We start from the raw sequence: 22,430 nt of genomic DNA, 5'->3' as shown, positions 1-22,430 counted from the left end.
TTGTCGATAAAAACGGGAACCAGATTCGCGAAGGGTTTCCCGATTATTTCGTCAAAACCGATTTCTCGCGCCAAGTTTCATCCTGCGAACCCGTGACTTTGGGTTGGGATCTGGTGCGCGAAACATCAGCAGGGCGAGTTAAATTAGGCGAGGTGACGACCAAATCGGCGCAAGATGCAGGCTTCCTCCACGAATATGGTTGGGATATCGCTACCAAAACTCAAGCCGAACCATTACCTATCCCCCAACCCCGTTCGTTAGTCGTTAAAACTCAAACCCGCCTGGAAATACCCACACCAGACAAACTGTTTAGTAATGCAGTGTGGGAGATTTCGCAAGCCGATAAAATCTATCAAACTAGATCGAAAGAGCCGCTCGATCGCGCTCGAATTGCTGCACTTGACGATCTAAGTTCCAATCCGCTGCTAGTGACGCAAACCAAAATTCCCACGATCGTTAACGAGCGGGTGGAGCTACGAGATCGCTATCAAATCTGCACTCCAGCTAAAGATTTAGCAGCAGTCGAGCGATCGCTCCAGGGTGATGGCAAACGAGCCAGCATTCCCTATACGCTATACACTGCTGACACCAATCCGCATCCGAACTATCGAGCTGAGTACCAGCGCGGTTATAGCGTGTTGCTCGTCGATCCTCAAGCTATAAAGCAAGGGCGTAGTAAAGCCGATCCGCTCATCAGTCGCCTCGCCAAGTTACTCTCTCCCCAGCTCCAGCAGCCGCTCGATCTCGAAGCCTACCAGCGCGAACTTGCAGCAGCGCGGGTGGTACGCCCGATCGTCGGCAAAAATCTTCAAGACTTAGGTGTCTGGTTGCGAAATGCAGGTGGAGTAGAGATCGCGCCCCAGATCGAGATCGACAAGCTGCAACCGTTGCCTGTAGAGATTGCAGCGATCGGCGCGGAAGCTAAGGCGCGGTTCCACGCCAAGGTGGGAACGAGTGCAAATCGTCAGCATACCGTCTTCTACTTTGGGGCTGAATACTTGCGCGATCGATTTGTCAATAATATGGGCGAATCTCCAGTCAAAATCGACTGTAGTGCCCCCCAAACTCGTGCTGGTAAAGTTTATGCTGCCGTCGTACCTACTGCCGATTTAGAAAGCTATATGCGGGAGCATTACCGTCACTATAGCTATAACTATGACGAGCGGGGTGCGGCAATTAATAAAGTTCTGAGTACCTACAGCACGCAGAACCTCGCCAATTTACCAGCACGGGCGACGCTGGATGTAGCGATGGGCTTTGCCGCCAATAAATATATCGGTAAAAGCCTGTTATCCCAACCGTCGCGAGTGGAACTCTACACCGAAGCGTATGGGGAAAATGCCAACACGAGCAAGTACGAGTCCACCGATACAGTATTGGTAACTGGCAACAGATTTGACGGGAAGACTGTGATTCGCCAAAACTTAGAGCCATTTTTTCACCAGGAATACCTGCCTTTACTCAAAGCCGCACGCAAATCTGGGGCGACGATCGTGTTTGGCGATGGTAACGCAGTGGATGCACTAACTAGGAAGTATCTAAGCGCGGCTGGTTATACCGTGTTAGAGCATCCTTGCGGTTATAACGAGGCAGTGCCGCAAGAGCAGGCGGGCGAGCGTCAACAGGAATTAAACTCGTTGGCGGAGCCTCTCCCCTGGAGAATCGCCAGCGGTTCGAGTCTATCGGCTAAAGATACCAGCAAACCCACCCAGAGTGAAACGCTCGCCCAAATTCCCATCCACCTTCCCACTGTCGAGAACAAACCACAATCGTCAGCACTAACACAATGAGTTATAAGTTATTTCTGGCGAAGGTTTGAAATGTACTTTGACATTTTTGGCGTGTTAGGCTACTTTAGCCATTATCGGCTTTGGCATCGCCTGGGCAAAGAATCTTAGTCAAGTTACAGTCTTGTTAACGATGTAAGTAGATCGGTAGAGTCGATGGATAGTTTATAATAGATGAGAGGTCGAGTTGTCGAACTAAATAATATTACTAAAAAACTGCTGGAAGCTAATTTTTGATAGTTTAGAGAGACTCCACTTCTGATTAATAAATAATAGTTAAAAGGGCTGCACGAACGCTGGGAATGGTAAGCATTAAAATAAAGTCATTCAGAGATAGAGGTATAAGTTCATGAGGACAGTAGCTACCGCAATCGAGGACAAGTCAGAATCGGTACGGCAACCTCCACCCCAATCGAATGTGGCGAAACGTTCGCAGACAAAGAAAAATTTGCCCTCACAAAAAATCTCTAGAAAAGCACAAGAATCAGCCCAACTAGATATCGGGCAACGGATCTATCGAGCGATGGGTTCGGTTATCGGCAATATTAAAATTGGCAACGTCGATTCTGCCTCCGAACATAAATCAGAACGCAAATTCCACGTATCGATCGAAGTTAATTTAGATCTCACCACTGGGCAATTTGAGTTTGTTGAAATGGCAGTCGAGCCAGTTCGTAAAACTTCCAAAGCTACTCCAGAACAACGCCCCAAAAAGAGTAAAAAAGCTCCCCAGAAATTCAAGCTCAATCCACCTAAACTATCGACAAGTAGAGCTAATACACATAATGACGAAGTTGCCGATCGAACCAGAGAGCGAATTATAGCAATCTTAGCCAGTATCGAAGAGCTTCCACTCCAAATGGTAGATCGGATCGAATTAATTCAGTCTAGATCGCTGGAAATGTTCGGTTCTAAAATTTCCAATAATACTCTATATAAATCGGCATATAAACCGTTATGGCAAAATACCGATTCGGTTAAGTCGGAAACAGATCTTCCTCGCTGAATCGATGAATTTTACCGAGATCGTCCTCGATCGCGTATGGCTCGTTACTATACTTATAGATCCGCTTAATTCGTCCCACCAGCCCCGTAACTGCCCGAACCACGTCTTCTAGTCCAAAGGATTTCCGAGGCACTTTCTCGGCGGTTTTTGTCACTTCTGCATTGTCATCTGGCAAGGCAACAGCAACTAACTCGACTTCACTTTGAGCCTTGAGCGCGTTAACGATCGCTCGCTCCCGATTGGTAAAGGTACTCCACAAATCTTGTTTCCAGGCGGGTGAAAGACCTCCAGCCAGATCTTCCACATCCGTCCAAGATTTCGCATCCAGTAACCGACTACCTAGTTCTAGCAACTGCTCGATCGATTCGATCGAGGGATGATGCAGCAGTTCCAGCAACAAGCGATCGTCTGGTTGAAGGTGACAAGCACGGATCTCACGGGCAATCTCCACTGTAGACCGATAAGTTTCATTTATGTTATTTGGCGAATTTTTCGCAGCGGCTTGAGTATAAGCTATACTTATATCAGATGAGGCTTCTAAGCAAGAAGGTTCGGGATCTGAGTTAGATAGAACTTCAAGATCTGAGTCAGATAAAGGTCGTTGTGACTCGAATCGTAAGATTTCAGAACGAGATTCAGACTGAATTAGATCGGGTGAGAATTCTACTAGTAAATGTGGTTCTAAATTTAATAATTCATCTGTAGTTAAATTAATATCTTGAACCTCAGAGAATATAATCTGCTCAGTATTGGAGCTGAGGGAAAAAACTTCATATGTTGAAATAGTATGCGAAACCTCAATATCAAAGGGGGTTATAGCAGTTATAAGAGAAGTCTCTGCTTCAAGATTTGAGGCTGTAAATGTGTTATCTAAACTATGTTCTATCGATTCCATACTAGTTAGAGAACTGACAAGTGTAACTATTGTATTTTTGTCATTCCACAAGGGTAAGTAGTTTTTCTTATACAACGTATTATTAGAAATTTTGGCACCAAACAGTTCTTGGTATTTCGCTTGAATTACAGCAATTCGTTCGACGATTAGGCATGGTAACGTGCCAATTACCTTGACTACGCCCTGTAATTGCTCGAAGGTTCGGTCGGCAAGTTTTTGGTTGTGCTCGTTAGGTTTGCGCCCCTTCTGCTGGAGATGTTTGATTAATTTATGGACGGAAATCCCTTTCCGTGGCGGAAATCCACAGTATTTCACATAGTATTCACTGTCTAGGGTACCATCGACCCAGGCCCAAATCCGTTTGTCGATCTCATGTTGATGTCTACAGTATTCTTTGTAACCTCTAGTCGTCAATACATTTGTATGTATCCAATCGAATAATTTCTGTTTATCATCTAAGCCCATAAATACGATGCCATAGGCAACGAATAGGGGGAGGATAATGTTTGTCTGATGATATCCAGTCCAGCCTACCATCATGCTCAATTCGAGGTTCTCCTTCCATTCTTGAGCGACTTCACTCAGCCCAGATTGTGGATGCTGGTATTTATCAATTTTCTGCGTATAAAGGGTGTACGTCCAGTCGAGTTTTGCTTCGATCTGTTCGATATACGCGCTGTGAGCTTGAGCGGATTTCTCAGCTTCGCGCAAAAACATCAATACCTGACCTTCATGGGTTAAACTTTCGAGGTTCATAATGGGATCTCCCCATGCGTCTACCATGCAGGAGCCACATGCTGGCTGGACTGGCAATCGATGCGCTCGATAGTTGCTATATTCACCTGGAGTGTCAGTATGAGCTTTAGGGTTGGGGAAAAGCTCCAAATGTCCAGGTTTAGGCACAAATCCAGCATTAATCAGAGTAACGTGCATCAATGTGGCAACGTTAAATGTTTTGAGCGGACGAGGGAAGAAAAAGTAGACGTGCAAACCACCGCTGTTAGAACTGCGGACGAATACAGGGTATACTAAGCCTACCCGATTGAGCGCGTCGAGTAATTTCTGGAAAGCTTGACGATTGTTAGCTGGGTGGTATGGACTATCGATATCGATATCGAGCATGGCATACCGCGTCTGGGCACCAAAACTTACGCCCAGTAGAAAAAGTAGACTTCCGTAATACTTAATAAATCCGCCACTGTTGAGCGGATGCTTACCGATCGTTACCCAGTTGGGGGTATCGGTGTTATCGGCTTTGATAAATCTATATCCGAGATAAAATAGCTTTGATAATTCGGTGTAGAGTTCGAGTTTCATCGTTCCTAGTTGTAGTGGCTTACAACTAGGGCATCTAACAAGATTAATACTTCTTTGCCCCGACGATCGGCAGCAGATATTAGTTTATCGGGCTGGTGTCTAAGTCTAATCCGAACCAATTGAAGCTCGATCGATGATGTTGGAGTATAGAAGAAATTGGTGTAAGAGGTTTAATCCACCGCTCGACCGATCTTATCAATACATAATTACTGGCTATGGTAATCCATGACAACATCTACACTACAAAGTCGGGAGTTTTTAGGAAACTTACTTAAAACATTAGCAAATTTAAAAAATACATGATAAACTGATACCATACTGACTTCAAGATTCTGTCGGCGAAAACATTCATCTTGGAGAAGCAGATGGTAGAAGTACTATATCGAAGCCTGGGACATCCGTTCCGGGCTTTGGTTGTTGCGCCCTAGTAAATGGGGACTATTTGACAGATTTGACCTAATATAATTAGATTAAAAATTGTGCTTTATCAATAATACCCCAAAAAGTCGTTTTCGATCGACACTCGATCGGATTTATGATAGAGTTTTGTTGAGTATCGAACCACCATGATAGAAGCAGCATCCCAAGCCAAGCTATTCAAAAAAGAAATTACGCTCAAGTTTGACGGGTCGATGCCGGAAGCAGAACCACTGCCGGATAAAAAGGTTCGGGTTAAACTCACAGATGAAAGTGGGACTGTCTTCAGCGCAATCCTGAATGCCAAGAGCTTGAGAAAAGCAGCAGCCACAGCAGCACAACTAGAGCATTGGATCGGCGCGATCTCTGGGCAACTTCAAAAAGGCGCGGACGGATGGGAAATAGCGATCGCGGGAATTCAAGTCTTCGAGCAAAAGATCAAGCCCGCCAAAGACGAGATTCAAGAGGCTGTTGAAGCATAGGCAACGATCGAGCAATTATTTATCTGATTTTCTGGCTTCCCAATTTTCCGACGGAATAGTTCAAAAGACCTCCTGCGAGATCCAGATCGAAATTAGCTCCTCGAACGTCACCTTTGTAGATTGCGTTTGAGCAAACTCCGTGCAAAATAAGCAGCAGCTAAATTGGGAGCGAGGGAAATCGCCCGATCGTAATCGGTTAAAGCCGCCACGGGATCGCCTAGTTCCTGATGCTTGAGCGTACCGCGATTATAATAAGCTTCAGATAATGTAGGATCTAGCTCGATGGCACGATCGTAGTCAGCCAGGGCACCTGAAATATCCATTAATTTGACATTTTTTAACAAGCCGCGACAGTTATAGGCAGGCGCAAAATTTGGGTCGCTCTCGATGGCTGAGTCATAATCTGCTAGAGCGTATTCAACATCATCGAGGATGTCATATTTAATCAAACCGCGAGTGGTATACGTCGAAGCATCATAGGGGTTCAGCACGATCGATAGATTGAGGTCGGCTAAGGCACCAGGAATATCACCCAATTGCTGATACCGAAGCAAACCCCGATTGGCATAAGCAACGGCGTAGTCAGGGTCGAATCGAACAGCTAAGTCGAAATCTGCCAGCGCACCCTGGATATCACCCAAGGAAGCATACTTGAACGAACCGCGATAGTTATAAGATTTGGCATAACTAGGATCGAGTCGCACGGCGCAGTCATAAGCAGCTAAGGCACTGGGATAATTTCCACGTTGGGATTGATGATTGCCGATCGTAATATAGCTATCTGGGGCGATCGGATAATTTTCTCGTTCTGACGATCGCTCTGACATATTTTTGAGTCTAAAATATTTCACTTATATCATAAATTTTGCAAGGGTTAGGATTCCATCACCTTCTCATCGGGATTGAGGTTAATCCCCAACTTGAGAGCCGGATTATTCGTCCACCGATCCCCAATATGCGTATAAATTGCCGTCGTCTTGGGATCGGCATGACCCAATAAATCCTGCACCTGGCGCAAAGATGCCCCATTTTGAATCGCGAGAGTCCCCGCTGTATGCCGTAGAGAGTGGGCTGAGAGAGTCCGTCCATCCCCATGCTTGAGGTTGAGTTCTGTCAGATAGCTATCGACAACGAATCTAATTCCCCGTCTGGAGAGACGACGATCTTCTCTGTCTGGGTCGATTTGATGGCGCGGATGATGGAGATTGATAAATAGCGGCGTGACAGCGGTAGTAATAAATTTAGCCTGCCTCCTAGCGAGTAAATAACGGTCTAGTAAATCCACCAAGTCGGGAATCAGCGGTACGACTCGTTGTTGTCGCTTGCTCATCACGGTAATCCCGACCCCCGTGGGAGAGCGAACGATATCGCCCACATTAGCTCGATAAACTTCCATCGATCTTACCCCCTCCAATGTCATCAACCCCAACAAGAAGCGGTCGCGGAGAACTTTGATTGGGGTAGATTTAGCCAGTGGAGCTTGGAGTAAAGTGGAGGCTTCAGTCGCAGTGAGATAGGTAATCGAGTCAGCCGGATCGCCGCGTCGTTTGGGTGCTTTTACGCCCCAGACGGGGTTTTGAGAGAGCAGTCCATATTCCATCGCTGCATCGTACATCCGACTGATGGTAACTAATTTAAGGGAAATGGTAGCGGGTTTATATTTTTGTTGGACGAGATGATGACGGTAGATTTTAATCGCATCCCGCGTCACAGTTAGGGGTTGGAGTTGATTGGCTTCACACCAGAGCAAGTACTGTTTCGCTTCGCACCAGTAAGTGCGGATGGTTTCGGCACTAGCACCACCGGAAGCCACATCGAATTGGAGGAAGTTGGTAAATACCCTAATTAATTCATTGGCATCGAGGATGAAAGTGGCGGTGGTAGTGATTGAAGTAGTGGGTCGATCCATAGCTGCACGCCGTGAAATTTGGGAATAGTTTGGCGATCGATCGTCTGAGTAATTTAGAAAATTTCATACTCGACATCTTTCGCTGAAAAATCTTCACTGTTTCGGGGCTTCTTTAAATATACCGCTAAGTCGTATTAGCGGTATATGCTTTTCCTATAGTTTATACCAGACATCGGTTAGAGCCGATTCCCAAATTTTGAGGTTTTCGATCGAAAAGCCAACAGATCCACTCCGATTTGAGAGGTGGATCTGTTGGATAATATTCAGATGCGGGATAAATTTAAACTAGATCTGCCAAAGTATTAGTAGCGATCGCTTGATATTTATGGCGATTATCGTCGTAGCGATTGAGTGTATTGAGATTGGCATGACGGCTTAGTCCTTGAGCGGCTCGAATATTTCCATCGCTGGCATCGAGGTAGGCAGTGATGGCACTGTGTCTGATGCGATGGGGAGAAACTACCTTATCAATTCCGGCTGCTGTGCTGAACTCTCGCACCAAGCGATAAATCGTGCTGCCATCTAGTCTATGTCCCTTACTACGGCGATCTAGGCTGCTAAAGAGCGGATCTGACGATCGATAATCGCCTCTGGCTGCTAACCATTGTGCGATCGCGATGGTGGTTGCTGATGATAAGTCGATCTGACTTTTTTGGATCTTGCCTTTGCCTAAAATCGCTAATCGACCCGATTTGTCGAAATCGCCCACATCCAAGCTACAAATCTCATTCCGGCGCAGGGCATTATCCCAAAGCAATCGCAGGATGGCATAATCTCTGATCCCTTTGATGGTGGTGCGATCTGGAATTTGCAGCATTTCTTTAAACCCAGCTACCTCAATCCCTGTTGTGTCGCCGTAGCTCTCGACTTTTAAACAAGCAACGTCAGCCAGATTAAAGTTACACTGTTCTGATTGACGGGCATAATCGACGAAGGATTTTAAAGCGGAGAGCCGGACGTTAATCGTGCTGGGGGCTAATTTAGCATCAATAAGTAGTTGTCGGTAGTGTAAAGCTTGATAAACGGCTTCTGGCTGTTGTAGGGAGAGAAACCGAGTCAGAAGCCGCTCTGATATTTCGCTGTCATAGTTGCGACGACAAAAATCGGTAATCGCTTTACTATAGTTTCGCTTGGTATTGGCAGAAATTTTCAGTCGGAGAAAGTCAGCCAGAAGATCTGAACAAGAACGAGTGACTTCAGATGCGTTGGTTACTGAAATGGGTTTGGATACTGGCAATCGCATGAAATTTACAGGCAAGCAGTAGTGACAACTACGCTACCACAAGTACTAGAATTTTAGCGCAAATTAAGCTCACGACAATATATTTTTGCGTGAACATCATCGCAAATCAGATCCGTACATTTGGATATCTCGATCGGAAGCCTGTAGAATAACGTTGCCAGGAAATATACGCTCGGCTAGCAGCATTAGACGAACCCCCGCAGCTTGCGCGACAAATTGTGCCGTAATTTTAGGCAAAAGTAATATGCTCCTTTTGTGTCGTGCGAACCGATCCGAAACAGTATGTAAATTCTGGTAGTTCTACGTCGCCTTTAGAAAATTTCATGTTTGACCCTCGCATTCTAGTTGTTACCTCTTGTACTGGAGAAAAGCGATTTAAACCTGAGAACCAACTCCAGTTAGATGACTTCAAAAATTCAGAGTTACTTCAATCCCGTTCGGCTCAATTGGCTGAATATCTTTGTCCTGCGGGACAGATGTATACAGGAGCGCAGCACTTGCGGTTGATGGAGGGAATAAGTATCTTACGTCAAGCTCGTGGGGCTGAAGCAGTCGATCTGATCATTCTCTCCGCAGCATATGGGTTGATTGGAGAGGAGGAAAAAATCGTTCCCTACGAAGTCACGTTTAACACTATGACGAGCGAGGAGATCGATCGATGGGCGATGACGTTGAATGTTCATACCGATCTTGAAGAGATCGCGCAGAAATACGATTTGATTTTTGTTTTACTTGGAGAACAATATTTACGTGCGCTGACACTCCCGATAATTAGTCGTGACGAACAAAGTACGATCTTTTTAACTTCAACAGGAAGCTTAAAGTATCTCAAAACTTCTCAGGTTAAAAAAAATGTCGCTTTTATTCTTTCTAACATTCAAGCCAAGCACTATGGTTATGGATTGGTTGGCTTAAAAGGTTTCTTGTTTAAGAAATTTGCAGAGGCGGTAATTCAGAATCCCAGTATTCTCACAGAAGTTTACAAACGACCTGAGTTATTCAGTCGAGTCATTGAAGATCGATCGATTCAGTTAAATATTCCAATAGAAGAGGATTTATTAGATGCTACTCCGGTAGAATCAATGAAAATAATCGATCTCTATCAGTATCATCAATATTCATCAAAGTTAGGTCGTTCTGAAACAGGTGTGGGTATATCGATTCCCGATCTTAAACCTGCTGCTAATTACGATCTAGGAATGGAGTATTTTATCCCAGAATGGGACGATCGTGTCGATCCTAACTATGATTATCTTGGAGATGCAAATACTCCAAACAGAGATCCATATCATGACGATATTTATGCTCATCAAATCTACGAGCGTCCTAACTACAATGGGATTCTGCTTTCACGAGTGGTTTTCGATAAAAGTAAGAAGAAAAGTAAGATTCTATTAGAAAACGGAGTTCATAGTTATATCCGGTATCCTGGTAAAGTCATGGGAGATTGCGGAGCTTTTAGCTATATTCAAGAAGAGAAGCCACCTTATCAAACTAAAGAGATTATTGAGTACTACGATCTGGTAGGATTTGATTATGGTGTTAGTATCGATCATCTCATTGTGGGCGGATTTGCCAAGCCTGGAATTAGAGAAGAACGTTACGCTCTGACTATGAATAATGCTGAAGAATTCATTCAAGAACACTCAAAAGGAGCGTATAAATTTACACCGATCGGTGCAGTGCAAGGATGGAGTCCAGAATCTTATGCTGCGGCAGTTAAAAGTTACATTGGGATGGGATATCAATATATCGCATTAGGAGGGCTAGCAAGGGCACCCACGCCAGAAATCATCGAAATTCTCCAGGCTGTTTATCATCACCTCACTCCTACCACTAGAATCCATCTATTTGGGGTAGGAAGGCTTAATGCCGTCCCAATTTTTCGTCATTTGGGAGTAAATAGCTTTGATTCTGCTAGTCCTCTGAGAAAAGCTTGGTTAGATCCTACTGCTAATTATCATACAATTGCGGGTAAAACCTATGCTGCTGTCCGAATTCCTAAAAGTGGGAGCTTGCGAATTAAGAACATAGTTAAAGCAGGTATTGCATCAATTGAAACTCTACAACAGCTTGAAGAAGCAGCTCTCTCGTCCCTTCGCAGGTTTGATGAAGGAAAGTTAGCAATCGATGAGACTCTAGCGGCTTTGACAGCATACGATCTGTTATTGGAATTACCTCGCGACGGCAAGGTAGATTCGATTCAAGCAACTAAACGGATGAATAAGCACGCCCAAATGTATAGAGTGCTGCTAGAAGATCGTCCGTGGAAGCAATGTGGGTGTGAAATTTGTTCTAATATAGGTGTTGAAGTCGTAATTTTTCGAGGCAACGATCGCAATAGACGCAGAGGTTTTCACAATACTTATGTTTTCAACGAACGCTTTAATGGATTATTGAATAATGCCGATAGTATCGCCCTATAATTAATTTTAAATATGTTATTTACATGGCTAAATTAGCATGGACGGTCGATTTCTACCTATTTTTTCTGTAGATTGGTCTGGATTACTTAAAAAGTTATCCAATCTGGAAGGTGAATATGGAATTCTGTCACCAGCCCATTCCGATAATACTCTACTCTACCGGATTAGAGATTTAGGCAAACCTTTTTTAATCGATAGTGGTGTCTTTGCTAATAAAAATAATCCTTGGTATCAAGATATTTATTGTGAGTTTAAACAAGATCGATGGGTTAGAGAGGTTAGGTTAGCATCGGAAGTTCACCTCCGCGAAAAAATCAATCAATATCTAAATCGTTGCGATCGATTTAGCCCCGATTATGTTTTTGCACCTGACATTATTAACGAACCAATTCTATCTTTATATTTAGCTCGTCTGAGCTGGGAAGAATATTGGCTTAAACCGAGAACCTATACTTTAATTGGCGTGGTTCAAGTTGGAAACGCATTAAATAATTGGCAAGAACAGACAACTCCTTTACTAGATTCTTTCCCGATCCACTATTATTCACCCAAAAGCTTTCTTGCCCCTTTGATTAGTGAGTATCGCAATATTGGTTATAAATATATCGCACTAGGAGGGCTACTAAAACCAGACCATAAAAAAAGAACTGGTCTAAAATTTAGTTTGTCCATTCAGGAACTCGATGAACTCCTGACTTGGAGTCGTCCTGATTTTGTTTTAGCTGGACTAGCTTTAACTCGTCTAGAAGTTTTGAGGAAACATCAAGTTTGGGCTGATTCGACTGGTTGGCTGTGGTGGGATGCTCGTTATGAACCCGAAAGATTTGCCAATTGGAATGCCCTCCAAGAGGTGGCTAACTATAGACTTAATTCACCAATAGAGAAAAACTTAATAAGCTAGTTATTAACCCTTGCTTTAGCTAAACTAAACTGTCGATTGGCAGTATTCCAATTGACTCCTGAAGTGTTTTATGGCAGGCACTTACTGTAGTTTTAGTATTAGAAATAATTGGTTCTCGCGTAGCTCCTACCTGAGTCACTCCCCGCTCTCTCCAAAATTCATTATCTTTGAGCCAGTTTATCTCCTGAAGTCGAGTTAGCCACTTAACTAACTCTTGTTCTGGTACATTCTCTAAATAGAGATCGCGAGCCAACATTCCCAATGCTTGAAAGACAACGGCTGAAACTAATAATGATTCTTGTCTTTGTTGGCATCGTTCTTCTTTACTCTTAACTTGCCAAGGATCGTTAGGAAGAATACTGGCTAAAGCTTGCCAAAAGTTAACTGCCCAGTTAATCTTCAGATCCAAGTCTGTCATTCCTTTGAGATTGGGAAATGTATACTTAGTTGCTGTCACTAAAGTTGATAGGGTGATTAATTTAGGATTGTGTGGACTCAATCCATTTTCAATTTGTTCGACATTATTCTGAAATTGAGGAACTCGTTCCATTAACTCTTTTGCTATTAAAACAGCAGGCGACCGTCGATCGAAATAGTGAGCAAGCGAAACGCTGGGTCTTTGTACGAGTAAATTCTGATCGCGAAAAGCCTGCCGTTCATCTTCTAAAGACAGGGCTGAGTAAAACAGCACGCCAACTTCAATTTGAGAAAGGATTGTAAACTTCATCGCATCTTCGCGATTAATCTCTATTAGTGCTTCACGAATTCCAAAACAGCGATGTTGTCCGTCAGTCAATCGCATAGCCACGGACTGATATGGCAGGAAAATTCGCTCATCTTTATAGATTGGTGCGGGCTGAATATTGATACAAATCGGTGGGAAAAAGATCGTCCCATTGTGGTAGTTTTCCAAAATATACATAGCAATGGCTTTAATTCGGGCTGGATTGAGTTTGCGTTGAGCTAAATCCGGTAAGTCTGGTTGATTGGGAACGTAGAGATAATTGCCATCTAATAGCCTCGCTATGTCTCCAAAAGTCATGCTGGCAACATAACTGACTTGCTTGTCTGACGTTCCTCGCTTCACGGGTACGCCCTGTACGATTAATTCCAGCATGATAACTCCAAGGTAGGTGGATTTGACTATTATTCAATTTGCATACATGTATACATGGTGGCAGGTATTCTGTCAAGGGGACTAAAATTTAGAAGCTCTCTCACAATCCATCACCTTGTCCTCAAACGTGCGTGTTTCAGCAGATCTTTACCAACGTCTGCGGGAAATTCGACTTTCCCTTGAAAGTCAATATTCTAGTGCTGCGCCAACCGTTCAAGATTTGGTCAGCATTGCAATCGAGCGTTCGATCCGAGATTGGAATAATCCAGAGCAACAAACTCAGCTTCTTGAAGAGTTACTAGCACATCGTAAGGCTGCTCGCTCGCGGATGGGTCAACGGAATAGAGACAGTAGCTAGGGTCTGACGATCTAGTTGTACTGGCTATCTGTGTTTGGAAAACTGAAACTCTGCTAATGACTCTACTTTTGATAGTGACCGACATCGATGATGATAGATCCCGAAATTAAACGCCTTGCCGATGAAATTCTGACCTTTATCGAGCAACGAGAAGCCGAACAAATTGCCTACGGGATCTATGATGTCACGATGACAGGTTCTGAAGTCATCGATAACTTTCAACCTTCAGCAGATATCGAACTAACTTCAGAGGATAGAGCAGAAGCGATCGGTCGATCGCTAACATACCTCGCTGATGAGGTACAAATTATCAGATTTGACAACAATGAATCTCCCGCTGATTATATTTTTCGCAGTCGCATTGTCGAAACAGTCAGATTAATTTCTAAACTGCGGCAAAGAATTGTCAATCAGAATAATGAGAAACCCAGGCATCGCATCAGTAGAACTAAGCGTTTGGTAGCTGATGTCAAGTTTAGTGTCGCTTCTCGCCGCGTTCCGCGCCGAAATATTGAAGCGCAAAAGGCTCTCGAACCACTTCTCAATGGCAATGTCGAACAACAGCAAGCCGCACGAATTCTATTAGAAGTTATCGATCGCGCCCTGCCTAAACTTAGGAATATAAGTGGCTTTCAACAACGGGCATTTCAGGAAATTTTAAATGTCGTCGAATTAGAGAAACAAATTAACCTTAAAAAAGGGGTTGTCGTTACAGCCAGTACCGGAGCGGGAAAAACTAATGCTTTCTTTCTACCAATTCTGGCAAAAATGCTGATAGAACGCTCCTTGCAAGGAAAGGTCGGTATCAAAGCTATCTGCATTTACCCCAGAGTAGCCCTTTCAGAAAATCAACTAGCCGATTTTATCGAAAATATTTTCCATTTGAATCAAGCTTTAGTTAAATCTCATCTTCCAACCTTAACAATTGGATTGGAAAGTGGTGCGGCAGTTTATGAAAGCAGAGAGTTTACGAGTACAAAAGATGAAGTAAATAAACGCTTATCTACCATGCGCGGATGGTCTTTTAGTGAAGAACACTGTGGATATTTATCTCCTTTTGCACACTGCGTTGGTACAAAAAATCATACCTGTGACAAGGAAAAACAAAGGTTAATAGTATATCCATCCAAACCTCATAATCTTGTTTGTCCTGTTTGTCAAAAAGAATATCCTTTCATTCAGTTTGCTAGGGATGTGATGGCAAAACATCCGCCCGATTTACTGATTGCCACCACCGAATCTCTTCACAACCGTTTATTGTCATCAAAGTATCAATATCTATTTGGAACCGAGCGGTTTAGTGCGCCTTCAGTGGTGATGTTGGATGAAATCCACCTTCAGACATCGACAGCGGGAACTCAAGTAGCACTGTTACTCCGGCGATTGATGGCACGAATCGAACTGGGTAAAAAAGATCGTCAGGAGTTGGCAAATCTGGCATTTATCGGACTGAGTGCGACTATTGCCGAACCCAAGCAATTTCTCTCGGATTTATCGGGGATTCCGGTTACTCGGATCGTACCAGTAACGCCGCAAGAAGATGAAATGCAAACCATCGGAGCCGAACGGTATCTGTTCGTGCGGGCTGAGGAAAATGAAGATACTGCTGTGATCTCTACCTTGATTCAAACAGCAATGTGCGTACTCCACACCATGCCACAGCCATCTGAGGGACGCTATCGCACTTTTGGATTCGTACAATCCTTAGATATTGTCGGTCGGTGGTTGTATCAAATGCAAGATGCAGAGAAAGTTAAAAAAACTCAACAAGAAAAACGCCAAATTCATTCATCAAGAGCGGTTGCCGACAGACCGATGGATATTATTCCGCTATATGTCTATCGCTTTCCTCCCTATAATCGACAACTATTCCCCAATTTCTTAGGTCAGAATTTCCAACATAACTGTAACTGTGAAAGTAGCGGGCAACCTGACTTAAATTGTCCCTTATTCCAAGCGGGTGAGTGCTGGTGGGTGCTGAGTCAACAAGGAAAAGCCCGTCGCGAACCGCTGAAGATCGTTCGCAAATCGGGGAGCGATCGTTCGGTAGCCATCGAGCCAAATGATGATCTGGTAATCACTACCAGCGCGTTAGAGGTCGGCTATGATGACGAGAATTTGATGTGCGTACTGCAATATCAAGCCCCTACTAACGTTGCTAGTTTCGTGCAACGTAAGGGTCGAGGGGGTCGCCAAGTCGGGACGCGCCCGATTATCGTGACAGTATTGAGTCCCTATAAGCCCACTGATTTATTCCTGTTCCGCAACGAACATCTCCTGACAGATCCGACTTTTAACAAACTCCCGCTGAATCCACAAAATCGCTATCTACAGAGAATTCATGGGTTTTATACTCTCTTTGACTGGTTAGCTTATCGTGCCAGTTGCCAAGGGATCGAACTCGATTTAAGTCGATTGTATCTGTCAGGGTATGAATACTTGATGGAACAAACCGCCGACTTGGGTTCGCTGCTAGAGTTTAAAGATTATCTTCAAAACACCTTTGCTATTGCTGATGATGCCATTGCCAGCGTCTTGGGTAATGAAAATGAAGGACTGTTATGGAGTATCTTTCATGCTGGATTAATGAAAGCATTACATCCCGAATTCGATCGCCATCCTAATTCTCACGTTGAGGCGCGGAAGCTCCTGAGCAAACATTTACCCGATAATTTATTTTCTGATATTAATTTACCCGAAGTCAGAGTCGATTATCGACCGGACAATCGACATCCGAATAAATCACTTAATTCTGAAAGTATTAGTTTGGCAATTAGTGAAACTATCCCAGGTAAGGTGACGTTTCGTGGTGGCGACGGTTCTACTTGGATTCCTCCCGAACTTTCGGCAGGAGAGGCTAATCTAATTAATCTAAGCAACCATTATGAATTTAGCCGGATTCACAAGTCACCTAATACAGCTAATTTACCAAAGCGGGCGTTGAAAAAAGTCTCAATTATTCCGCAAAGTAGTAGATCGCTAGAATTTTATCGTCCTACCACGATTAAGCCAACTCAGTTTAGTAAAGATTATAACTCTTCCTTTTGGTGGTGTAATTCAGTAACAGAAACTTTAACTCCATCGCGCGACCCTTCCTTCAGTGCGCCACAGGATACTTTTCAACTGGCACATTCTACCTCTGCCGTGCCGATTAATGCGGTAACGATCGAGCCGATCCGCCAGACATCAACTCCTGCCTATACATTTACTGCCGATTGTCGTATTTTAAACTGCGATCCTCTCGGTCAAAGTTTAGCCGAGCGAATTGTGTTCTACAGTGATGAGCCGAGAAACCTAAATTTACTAAATGTTCAACGCATAATTTTAGGCAGCGAGTATACAATCAAATTTCATCAATCCGCCGCTGACGATATTCGAGGTGTAGTTGGATTTCAAGCCGATGAAGATACCCCAAATAATTGTGCAATCGGCTATGAGTTATTGACTGATGGGATCTCGATCGATCTCCATAAAAACCGCTGGGATGGCATTCAGCTATCTGTGGCAACTCAAGCCAATCTTCAAGCTAATATCATTCGTCATGCGTTCGTTACAACTTTAACCGTCGATTGTCATGAGAATTACTTTGCGGCTGAAAATTTAGTGAATGTGCTCCTAACGATCGCCGATACTTGGTGCAATAAACTTGAGGGAACACCAGCAGGGCTAAAAGACTGGCTAGTTCGCGGAAACGATCGATTTGAACGGGAATTTACGACAGCCATCAACCAAATTCATCAATTATCCGATAAGAAACAAAAAGCGATCCGACTATTAGCAAGTAGCGAAAATGATTATTTATCAATATTTCTGGATATCTATACCAAAGTTCACAACCTAGAATCGAACTATCAACAATATCTCCGAGATAGTTTTCAATACAGCACTACTCAAGCACTAAAACAGGTAGCTCAGGAAGTGGCAGGGGTTGAAGCACTCAATTACGTTGCGGTTTGGACTGAGTTAAAAGCTGATTTTGAAGAACGAGCGGCAGATCGTGTTTGGCTGTATGAGATCGGGATGGGGGGAATCGGGGTAATGCGGGCTACCCACGATCTACTCAGAAAACAACCAGACCAGTTTTGGACTACTTTAGCAGAGAAAATGACCTATTGTTCGACCGCACATGAAGAGGCATTTCTCCGTCATTTATTGGCACAATCGGCAGACTGGTTGGCAGGATGTGCGACTCTGGTAACAGCCATTATCGCAGCGAAGAAATCCAGCGATCGACAGATGGCGATCGAACGATTACTGGCTGCTGTGCGAACGCAACTGCGCGTTCCAGTCCGCCAAGCACAATTGAAGTCCCTACTCAGAGTCTTTATTCCCGACTATAACCAGGAAGTAGACGGCAACCCGATTGTCAATTGGCGCATCTTCAAGGAGATTAACGATCGGTTTCTGCCTAACTGTGCGGAAGAATTAGGTCGCGATCCATCCTTTACAGAAGCCAAAGCCTTACTCTACCGTCAACTCAAGCAGGAAGCTACTTCGCAAACGCAATCGATCTCTTATCCGGAGTCGGGACGGTTACTCAAGCTCTACGAACATGAATATGGAGCCACCGATGAAGCGCGTAAAGCCTGTGAAGCGGGCATAGAACGCCGAATGTTGTTAAATTGCCGTTGTAGTTGTTCGAGCTGTCTCGACGACCGCAATAGCGATATCGAATCGCCAGGGTTGAGTCGCAATTTACTCAATCGTCCCCTGCTCGCCGAATGGTTAGATCGAGTGCGTACTCCGCAGACATTGGAAGTGGCAGCAGGTGATAATGCCGAGACTATTTGCCAGCGAATGCAGTTGTTGTTGGAGAAGGGCAATCGGGTTATCTATCTGAGAGTTAAAAGCGATCGTCTTGCCGATCTGTGTGCCACGATTAGTTATCTAACGGATGCCGGAATCGATACGGATGTCGGGATGGTTTATCCGATGATTACCGATATTCAAACCATTTATGCCAACGACTTGAAACTGACGACATCGCCGATCGTTCAAATTACCATCCGCCCGATCCAGTAAGATTACCATCATGGCCAAACAATCGACACAATTACAACCCAGCGGTCAAGCCACGATCTATAATTTCTTGCTCAATGAGGTGTTGGCATCTCAATTGGATGACACTGGCACCTTTTGGATTGTCGCCCCTTGGGTGACTAATTTTCGCTTAGACAAGCCCTATTACGTCTCATTTCAACAAATTGTCGAAACCAAACAGGAAGCCCTGCATTTGTTTGACATTTTGCATCAAATTGCGGCTAATGGTAGTAGTGTCAACATCACAGTCGGAACTGACTCCAACTATCATTCTCCACTCAAACAACTCAGTCAGCAAAGCGATCGCATTCAAGTTACAGTACTGCCAGAACTGCATTCTAAAATTTATGTAGGTCGCTATGGTGCGATCGATGGCTCTTTCAATCTGACTGGTCGCGGACTCAATCAGAACATCGAGCTATTTACCTATTATCATGACGAGCGAAATCTGGCTCAACTCGGACAAATTTGTTGTGAATATTTTAACAAGGGGAACTCGATCTAATGGAGTATCAGATCGATAGCAGTCTGGGTGCGGTAGATCAGGTAGGATTGCGTTTTAAATGTGAAAATGAGTCTCAAGCTGAGAATATTTTCCGCTTATTACGAATGGAAAACCTCAAGGTCAGCCGTTTAATGCCATCGAAACAGCAAAATTATACTCATTTTATTTATGTTACTGGGACAGAAGCCGATGTGCAAACCAAGATAGCAAAAGTAGCAGCAGCGGGTGAAGCATCCACTATGAATAGCATTGCGGTGCGATCGGCGGATAAAATAAAGACACATCAAACCTTCAAAGATTGGCAAACTAAATTTAGTCGAGCGGTTAAGCAGTTGAATAATGAGTCATTTCGTCCGATTGCAGCTACTCAGGAAGTGAACTCTGGCGATCTCGATCGAACATTAGAACAAGCCAGCGAAATTGAAGAACGACTATTAGGGCAAATTAATAGCGACAATAGTAACGCATTAAGGGCTTTAATTACACTTTATACCCAAGCCGATCGACAGGAGCAAGTTATCGAACTCTGGAAATCCGAAAGATCTAGAATTCTTGCCTTGCCAGTATCTGGACGTTTAGTAGAGCAATTAGTCACAGCGCATATTCAATATTCGCACCAAACCAATACCGCCCAAGCCCTCTGTTCGGCTCAACAAATCGCTCAAGAGTTTCTCCCCGAATTAGAGAGACTTCGCCAAGCTAATGGAGTCAGACAACTACTTCACCAAGCCCTGAAACCTCAAGAGTTACCCCCCACGATCGTGGGAGCAACGCTTAACGAGCAATTAGTTAAATTATTAGAAATCGAGCCAGGAGAGCGAATCGATCGACTTGAATCTCTTCACAATGAATATCCAAAAGCAAGTAATGTGCTGATGGCTTTAGCTGAATCTTATACAGCAATCGGTAAAACCGATCGGGCATTAAAAATTTATCAATCGATTCCAGCACAGACGGAGGAGATCGTATTTAGACAAATGAGTCTACTGATAGATCGAGGTCAGTTTCAAGATGTTCTATCGCAGTTACCTAAATCAATTGATGAGCTTTCACCGATCTTATCGGGACTGCGAGGGATCGCACTCGATGCGCTAGGAGAAAAAGCCCAAGCTCGTCAATTTTTAGAAAAAGCTTGGAATGACGATCGACATAGCCTGAAAGTGTTATTAGCTTTAGCTAGAATATGGACAATATCTGGAGATATCATTCAAGCAGGGATGGCTTATCAGATCTTACAAGAATCGGGCGATCGCTTATTTAGACTAGAAGACTACATCCTGATGGCACGAGTTGCTAGTTTTGGAGGATTTGGAGATTTATCTAATAAACAAAAACGAGAGTACTATAAAAAATGTAATGTCGGATCGATCTCTTATTTGCTAAGTTTTGAGGCACTTATCAAAACAGCTCGACAGCGAGTACGACTTTTGTTCTCGGTTCAAGATATTGAGGTACTTGTCAGTGCTTACATCGATTGGATGGATCGATCGTGAGAAGCATGTGAAGTGGAGATAATTTCGATCGAATCTAAGAGATTGATTTCCTGATTCGATCGAATTTGTGCACAACACTAGGGGGCAGATAACTCATCTAACTTTGTCTGCGGGGATCGATCGAGTAAAGTGATGTTACGGCGTACATCCCCTTGAGTCAAGGCTTGTAGCTGTGCGAACAGATCTTGATAGATGTCGCGCTCTCGATCGTCTAGACTATCGCCGTAAGCTGAGAGGATGTTATCGAACTCTTGTTTATTTTCAGTATGTTTTTCGATCGATTCGAGTAGTTTATGTAGCAATTTATTCCGTAGATCTAGTTTGAGTGTATCTAATTCAAACATTTTTAGTAATAAATTGAAGTTTTGAGGATCTTTATAAATATTGGCTAACAGAATTTTGCGATCGAGATCGTTGTCTTGATTTTCATAGTCAATCAATTGCTGTTTGGATTGAAGTTTAGCTTTATCTTTAGCCTCTTGCTCGATGCGCTCGATCGTATGTTGTTGCGCTATTTTGATGGCTCGTTCGTAGTTGCCATCTTTAGCCATTAGTTTAATCAGGAGCGGAGCAACTTCGATCGCAATTAGTAAAATCTCCAAACTATGAATGGCTAAATTTGCTGCCGAATTATGATGTTTGATTTCCTCTCTAGCTGCAAATCGACTTAAGAAGCCATCGCTATCTTTGCGAATTTTTGATTCGCGAGCGTATTTCTGTTCGATGAGATCGATCTCTGGTTGAATCCGTTGTTGTTCTCGAACTTTAGCGGCTTCTTCCTTGGCAAGATCTGCTTCGATTTTCTGGATATTTTCTCGAATCGATTTTGATGCCGAGCCTTCACCCTCCTTTCCCGAACCAACTTTGCCTTGAATTTCCCTGTCTAGTTCATCTTGTTTAGTACTTTTTTTGTCAGTTAGTTTATTAATTTTCGTTTGAATTGCTAGCAAGTCGCCTTGAATTTTGCCAACTTCAGCCTGCTTAGTTTGCTGTTGGACTTTTTCAACTTTCACAAAATCTTTCTCGATTTGGGCATCGATTTCTTTCTCGAATACTTTCAAAGTTAAAGGAGTACTAATTACTACACCGATGGCGATCGAGAGCAATAAACGAGGAGATGCAGTAACTACTTTTTGAAATAAATTAGGTTGCTTCCCTGGTTTGGAAGACATACTAATTAACATCGAGCGATCGAGATTTAAAATCATCCCCGCCCAAAGTATCCCGAAGCCTAGAGATAAATTGATAACTTTAACTGCGGTAAAGAAGGCATAGCCACCGGAGAAACCAGCAAGTAGGGCAGTAAATAAGACGGAGGTACCAATGGTGGCGTATTTTTTACGATCTTGAGCTAATTCTGGTGTTTTGAGGAGTTTGGTGTCAGCCCCAGCTAAGAAGCCGATGAGAAATTCTTCAGTGTTGGCTTGGACTGATTTTAAATCTACTCGCAGATTAAGTGGGCGATTTTTTTGCACTTTGTCGAGTGCATTATGAGTAAATTTAGATCCAAAATTTGATTTGAAAATATTCATAT

At 43.6% G+C, this 22,430-nt stretch carries 15 protein-coding genes; 9 read left to right on the top strand and 6 right to left on the bottom strand.

Annotated features, from left to right (window positions below; all coding sequences use genetic code 11):
• Both C7B77_RS29640 and C7B77_RS05000 read left to right on the top strand, forming a co-directional pair.
• Positions 1-1,790: hypothetical protein (locus C7B77_RS29640; protein ID WP_181243711.1), on the top strand; the 1,790-nt coding region annotated here is incomplete at its 5' end.
• 346 nt (positions 1,791-2,136) lie between these two features.
• Positions 2,137-2,793: a hypothetical protein gene (locus C7B77_RS05000; protein ID WP_106300912.1), complete on the top strand. Its 657-nt coding sequence runs from the start codon at positions 2,137-2,139 to the stop codon at positions 2,791-2,793.
• On the opposite strand, the gene C7B77_RS04995 is transcribed toward C7B77_RS05000, so the two are convergent.
• On the bottom strand, positions 2,765-5,005 hold the full coding sequence (locus C7B77_RS04995; protein ID WP_106300910.1) for a hypothetical protein: 2,241 nt from the start codon (positions 5,003-5,005) through the stop codon (positions 2,765-2,767). The genes C7B77_RS05000 and C7B77_RS04995 overlap by 29 nt on opposite strands.
• Before the next feature lie 566 nt (positions 5,006-5,571).
• Between C7B77_RS04995 and C7B77_RS04990 the strand changes: the two genes are divergently transcribed.
• Positions 5,572-5,904, top strand: a complete 333-nt coding sequence (locus C7B77_RS04990; protein ID WP_106300908.1) for a hypothetical protein — start codon at positions 5,572-5,574, stop codon at positions 5,902-5,904.
• Between the two features lie 107 nt (positions 5,905-6,011).
• On the opposite strand, the gene C7B77_RS04985 is transcribed toward C7B77_RS04990, so the two are convergent.
• The 3 genes from C7B77_RS04985 to C7B77_RS04975 form a co-directional block, all read right to left on the bottom strand.
• A complete protein-coding gene (locus C7B77_RS04985; protein ID WP_245894062.1) occupies positions 6,012-6,755 on the bottom strand; it encodes a tetratricopeptide repeat protein in 744 nt (247 codons plus the stop codon).
• A 23-nt stretch (positions 6,756-6,778) separates the two neighbouring features.
• A complete protein-coding gene (locus tag C7B77_RS04980) occupies positions 6,779-7,813 on the bottom strand; it encodes a tyrosine-type recombinase/integrase (RefSeq protein ID WP_106300904.1) in 1,035 nt (344 codons plus the stop codon).
• Between the two features lie 280 nt (positions 7,814-8,093).
• Positions 8,094-9,056, bottom strand: coding sequence for a tyrosine-type recombinase/integrase (locus tag C7B77_RS04975; RefSeq protein WP_106300902.1), 963 nt, complete (start codon positions 9,054-9,056; stop codon positions 8,094-8,096).
• 323 nt (positions 9,057-9,379) lie between these two features.
• Between C7B77_RS04975 and dpdA the strand changes: the two genes are divergently transcribed.
• Complete coding sequence (dpdA, locus tag C7B77_RS04970) at positions 9,380-11,482, top strand: tRNA-guanine transglycosylase DpdA (protein ID WP_106300900.1); 2,103 nt, start codon at positions 9,380-9,382, stop codon at positions 11,480-11,482.
• Positions 11,483-11,519: 37 nt separating this feature from the next.
• The gene (locus C7B77_RS04965; RefSeq protein ID WP_106300898.1) at positions 11,520-12,383 is read left to right on the top strand and encodes a hypothetical protein; all 864 of its coding nucleotides are present in this window, start codon (positions 11,520-11,522) and stop codon (positions 12,381-12,383) included.
• Positions 12,384-12,402: 19 nt separating this feature from the next.
• Here the strand turns inward: C7B77_RS04965 and C7B77_RS04960 are convergent, their stop codons facing one another.
• On the bottom strand, positions 12,403-13,500 hold the full coding sequence (locus tag C7B77_RS04960; protein WP_219891992.1) for a DNA sulfur modification protein DndB: 1,098 nt from the start codon (positions 13,498-13,500) through the stop codon (positions 12,403-12,405).
• Between the two features lie 127 nt (positions 13,501-13,627).
• Here C7B77_RS04960 and C7B77_RS04955 point away from each other — a divergent pair, with 127 nt between their 5' ends.
• From C7B77_RS04955 to C7B77_RS04940, 4 genes are all read left to right on the top strand, one after another.
• The gene (locus C7B77_RS04955) at positions 13,628-13,858 is read left to right on the top strand and encodes a hypothetical protein (RefSeq protein WP_219891990.1); all 231 of its coding nucleotides are present in this window, start codon (positions 13,628-13,630) and stop codon (positions 13,856-13,858) included.
• Positions 13,859-13,945: 87 nt separating this feature from the next.
• Entirely contained in the window at positions 13,946-18,880 is a 4,935-nt protein-coding gene (locus C7B77_RS04950) for a DEAD/DEAH box helicase (RefSeq protein ID WP_106300894.1), read from the top strand.
• A gap of 10 nt (positions 18,881-18,890) precedes the next feature.
• Positions 18,891-19,403: a phospholipase D-like domain-containing protein gene (locus tag C7B77_RS04945; protein WP_106300892.1), complete on the top strand. Its 513-nt coding sequence runs from the start codon at positions 18,891-18,893 to the stop codon at positions 19,401-19,403.
• The gene (locus C7B77_RS04940; RefSeq protein WP_106300890.1) at positions 19,403-20,896 is read left to right on the top strand and encodes a tetratricopeptide repeat protein; all 1,494 of its coding nucleotides are present in this window, start codon (positions 19,403-19,405) and stop codon (positions 20,894-20,896) included. Before C7B77_RS04945 ends, C7B77_RS04940 begins: the two co-directional genes overlap by 1 nt.
• A gap of 77 nt (positions 20,897-20,973) precedes the next feature.
• On the opposite strand, the gene C7B77_RS04935 is transcribed toward C7B77_RS04940, so the two are convergent.
• A partial coding sequence (locus tag C7B77_RS04935; protein ID WP_106300888.1) for a DUF4407 domain-containing protein occupies positions 20,974-22,430 on the bottom strand: 1,457 nt, incomplete at its 5' end.

The organism is Chamaesiphon polymorphus CCALA 037 (genome assembly GCF_003003845.1).
GTDB classification, from domain to species: domain Bacteria; phylum Cyanobacteriota; class Cyanobacteriia; order Cyanobacteriales; family Chamaesiphonaceae; genus Chamaesiphon; species Chamaesiphon polymorphus.
The sequence above is the reverse complement of the archived record's forward strand: the minus strand, read 5'-3'. Positions and strand labels throughout refer to the sequence as shown.

Excerpts from the sequence above, each read along its gene's own strand:
- C7B77_RS05000 (WP_106300912.1), top strand. The coding sequence starts at position 2,137 with ATGAGGACAGTAGCTACCGCAATCGAGGACAAGTCAGAATCGGTACGG.
- C7B77_RS04995 (WP_106300910.1), bottom strand. The coding sequence starts at position 5,005 with ATGAAACTCGAACTCTACACCGAATTATCAAAGCTATTTTATCTCGGA.
- C7B77_RS04990 (WP_106300908.1), top strand. The coding sequence starts at position 5,572 with ATGATAGAAGCAGCATCCCAAGCCAAGCTATTCAAAAAAGAAATTACG.
- C7B77_RS04980 (WP_106300904.1), bottom strand. The coding sequence starts at position 7,813 with ATGGATCGACCCACTACTTCAATCACTACCACCGCCACTTTCATCCTC.
- C7B77_RS04975 (WP_106300902.1), bottom strand. The coding sequence starts at position 9,056 with ATGCGATTGCCAGTATCCAAACCCATTTCAGTAACCAACGCATCTGAA.
- dpdA (WP_106300900.1), top strand. The coding sequence starts at position 9,380 with ATGTTTGACCCTCGCATTCTAGTTGTTACCTCTTGTACTGGAGAAAAG.
- C7B77_RS04965 (WP_106300898.1), top strand. The coding sequence starts at position 11,520 with ATGGACGGTCGATTTCTACCTATTTTTTCTGTAGATTGGTCTGGATTA.
- C7B77_RS04960 (WP_219891992.1), bottom strand. The coding sequence starts at position 13,500 with ATGCTGGAATTAATCGTACAGGGCGTACCCGTGAAGCGAGGAACGTCA.
- C7B77_RS04950 (WP_106300894.1), top strand. The coding sequence starts at position 13,946 with ATGATGATAGATCCCGAAATTAAACGCCTTGCCGATGAAATTCTGACC.
- C7B77_RS04945 (WP_106300892.1), top strand. The coding sequence starts at position 18,891 with ATGGCCAAACAATCGACACAATTACAACCCAGCGGTCAAGCCACGATC.
- C7B77_RS04940 (WP_106300890.1), top strand. The coding sequence starts at position 19,403 with ATGGAGTATCAGATCGATAGCAGTCTGGGTGCGGTAGATCAGGTAGGA.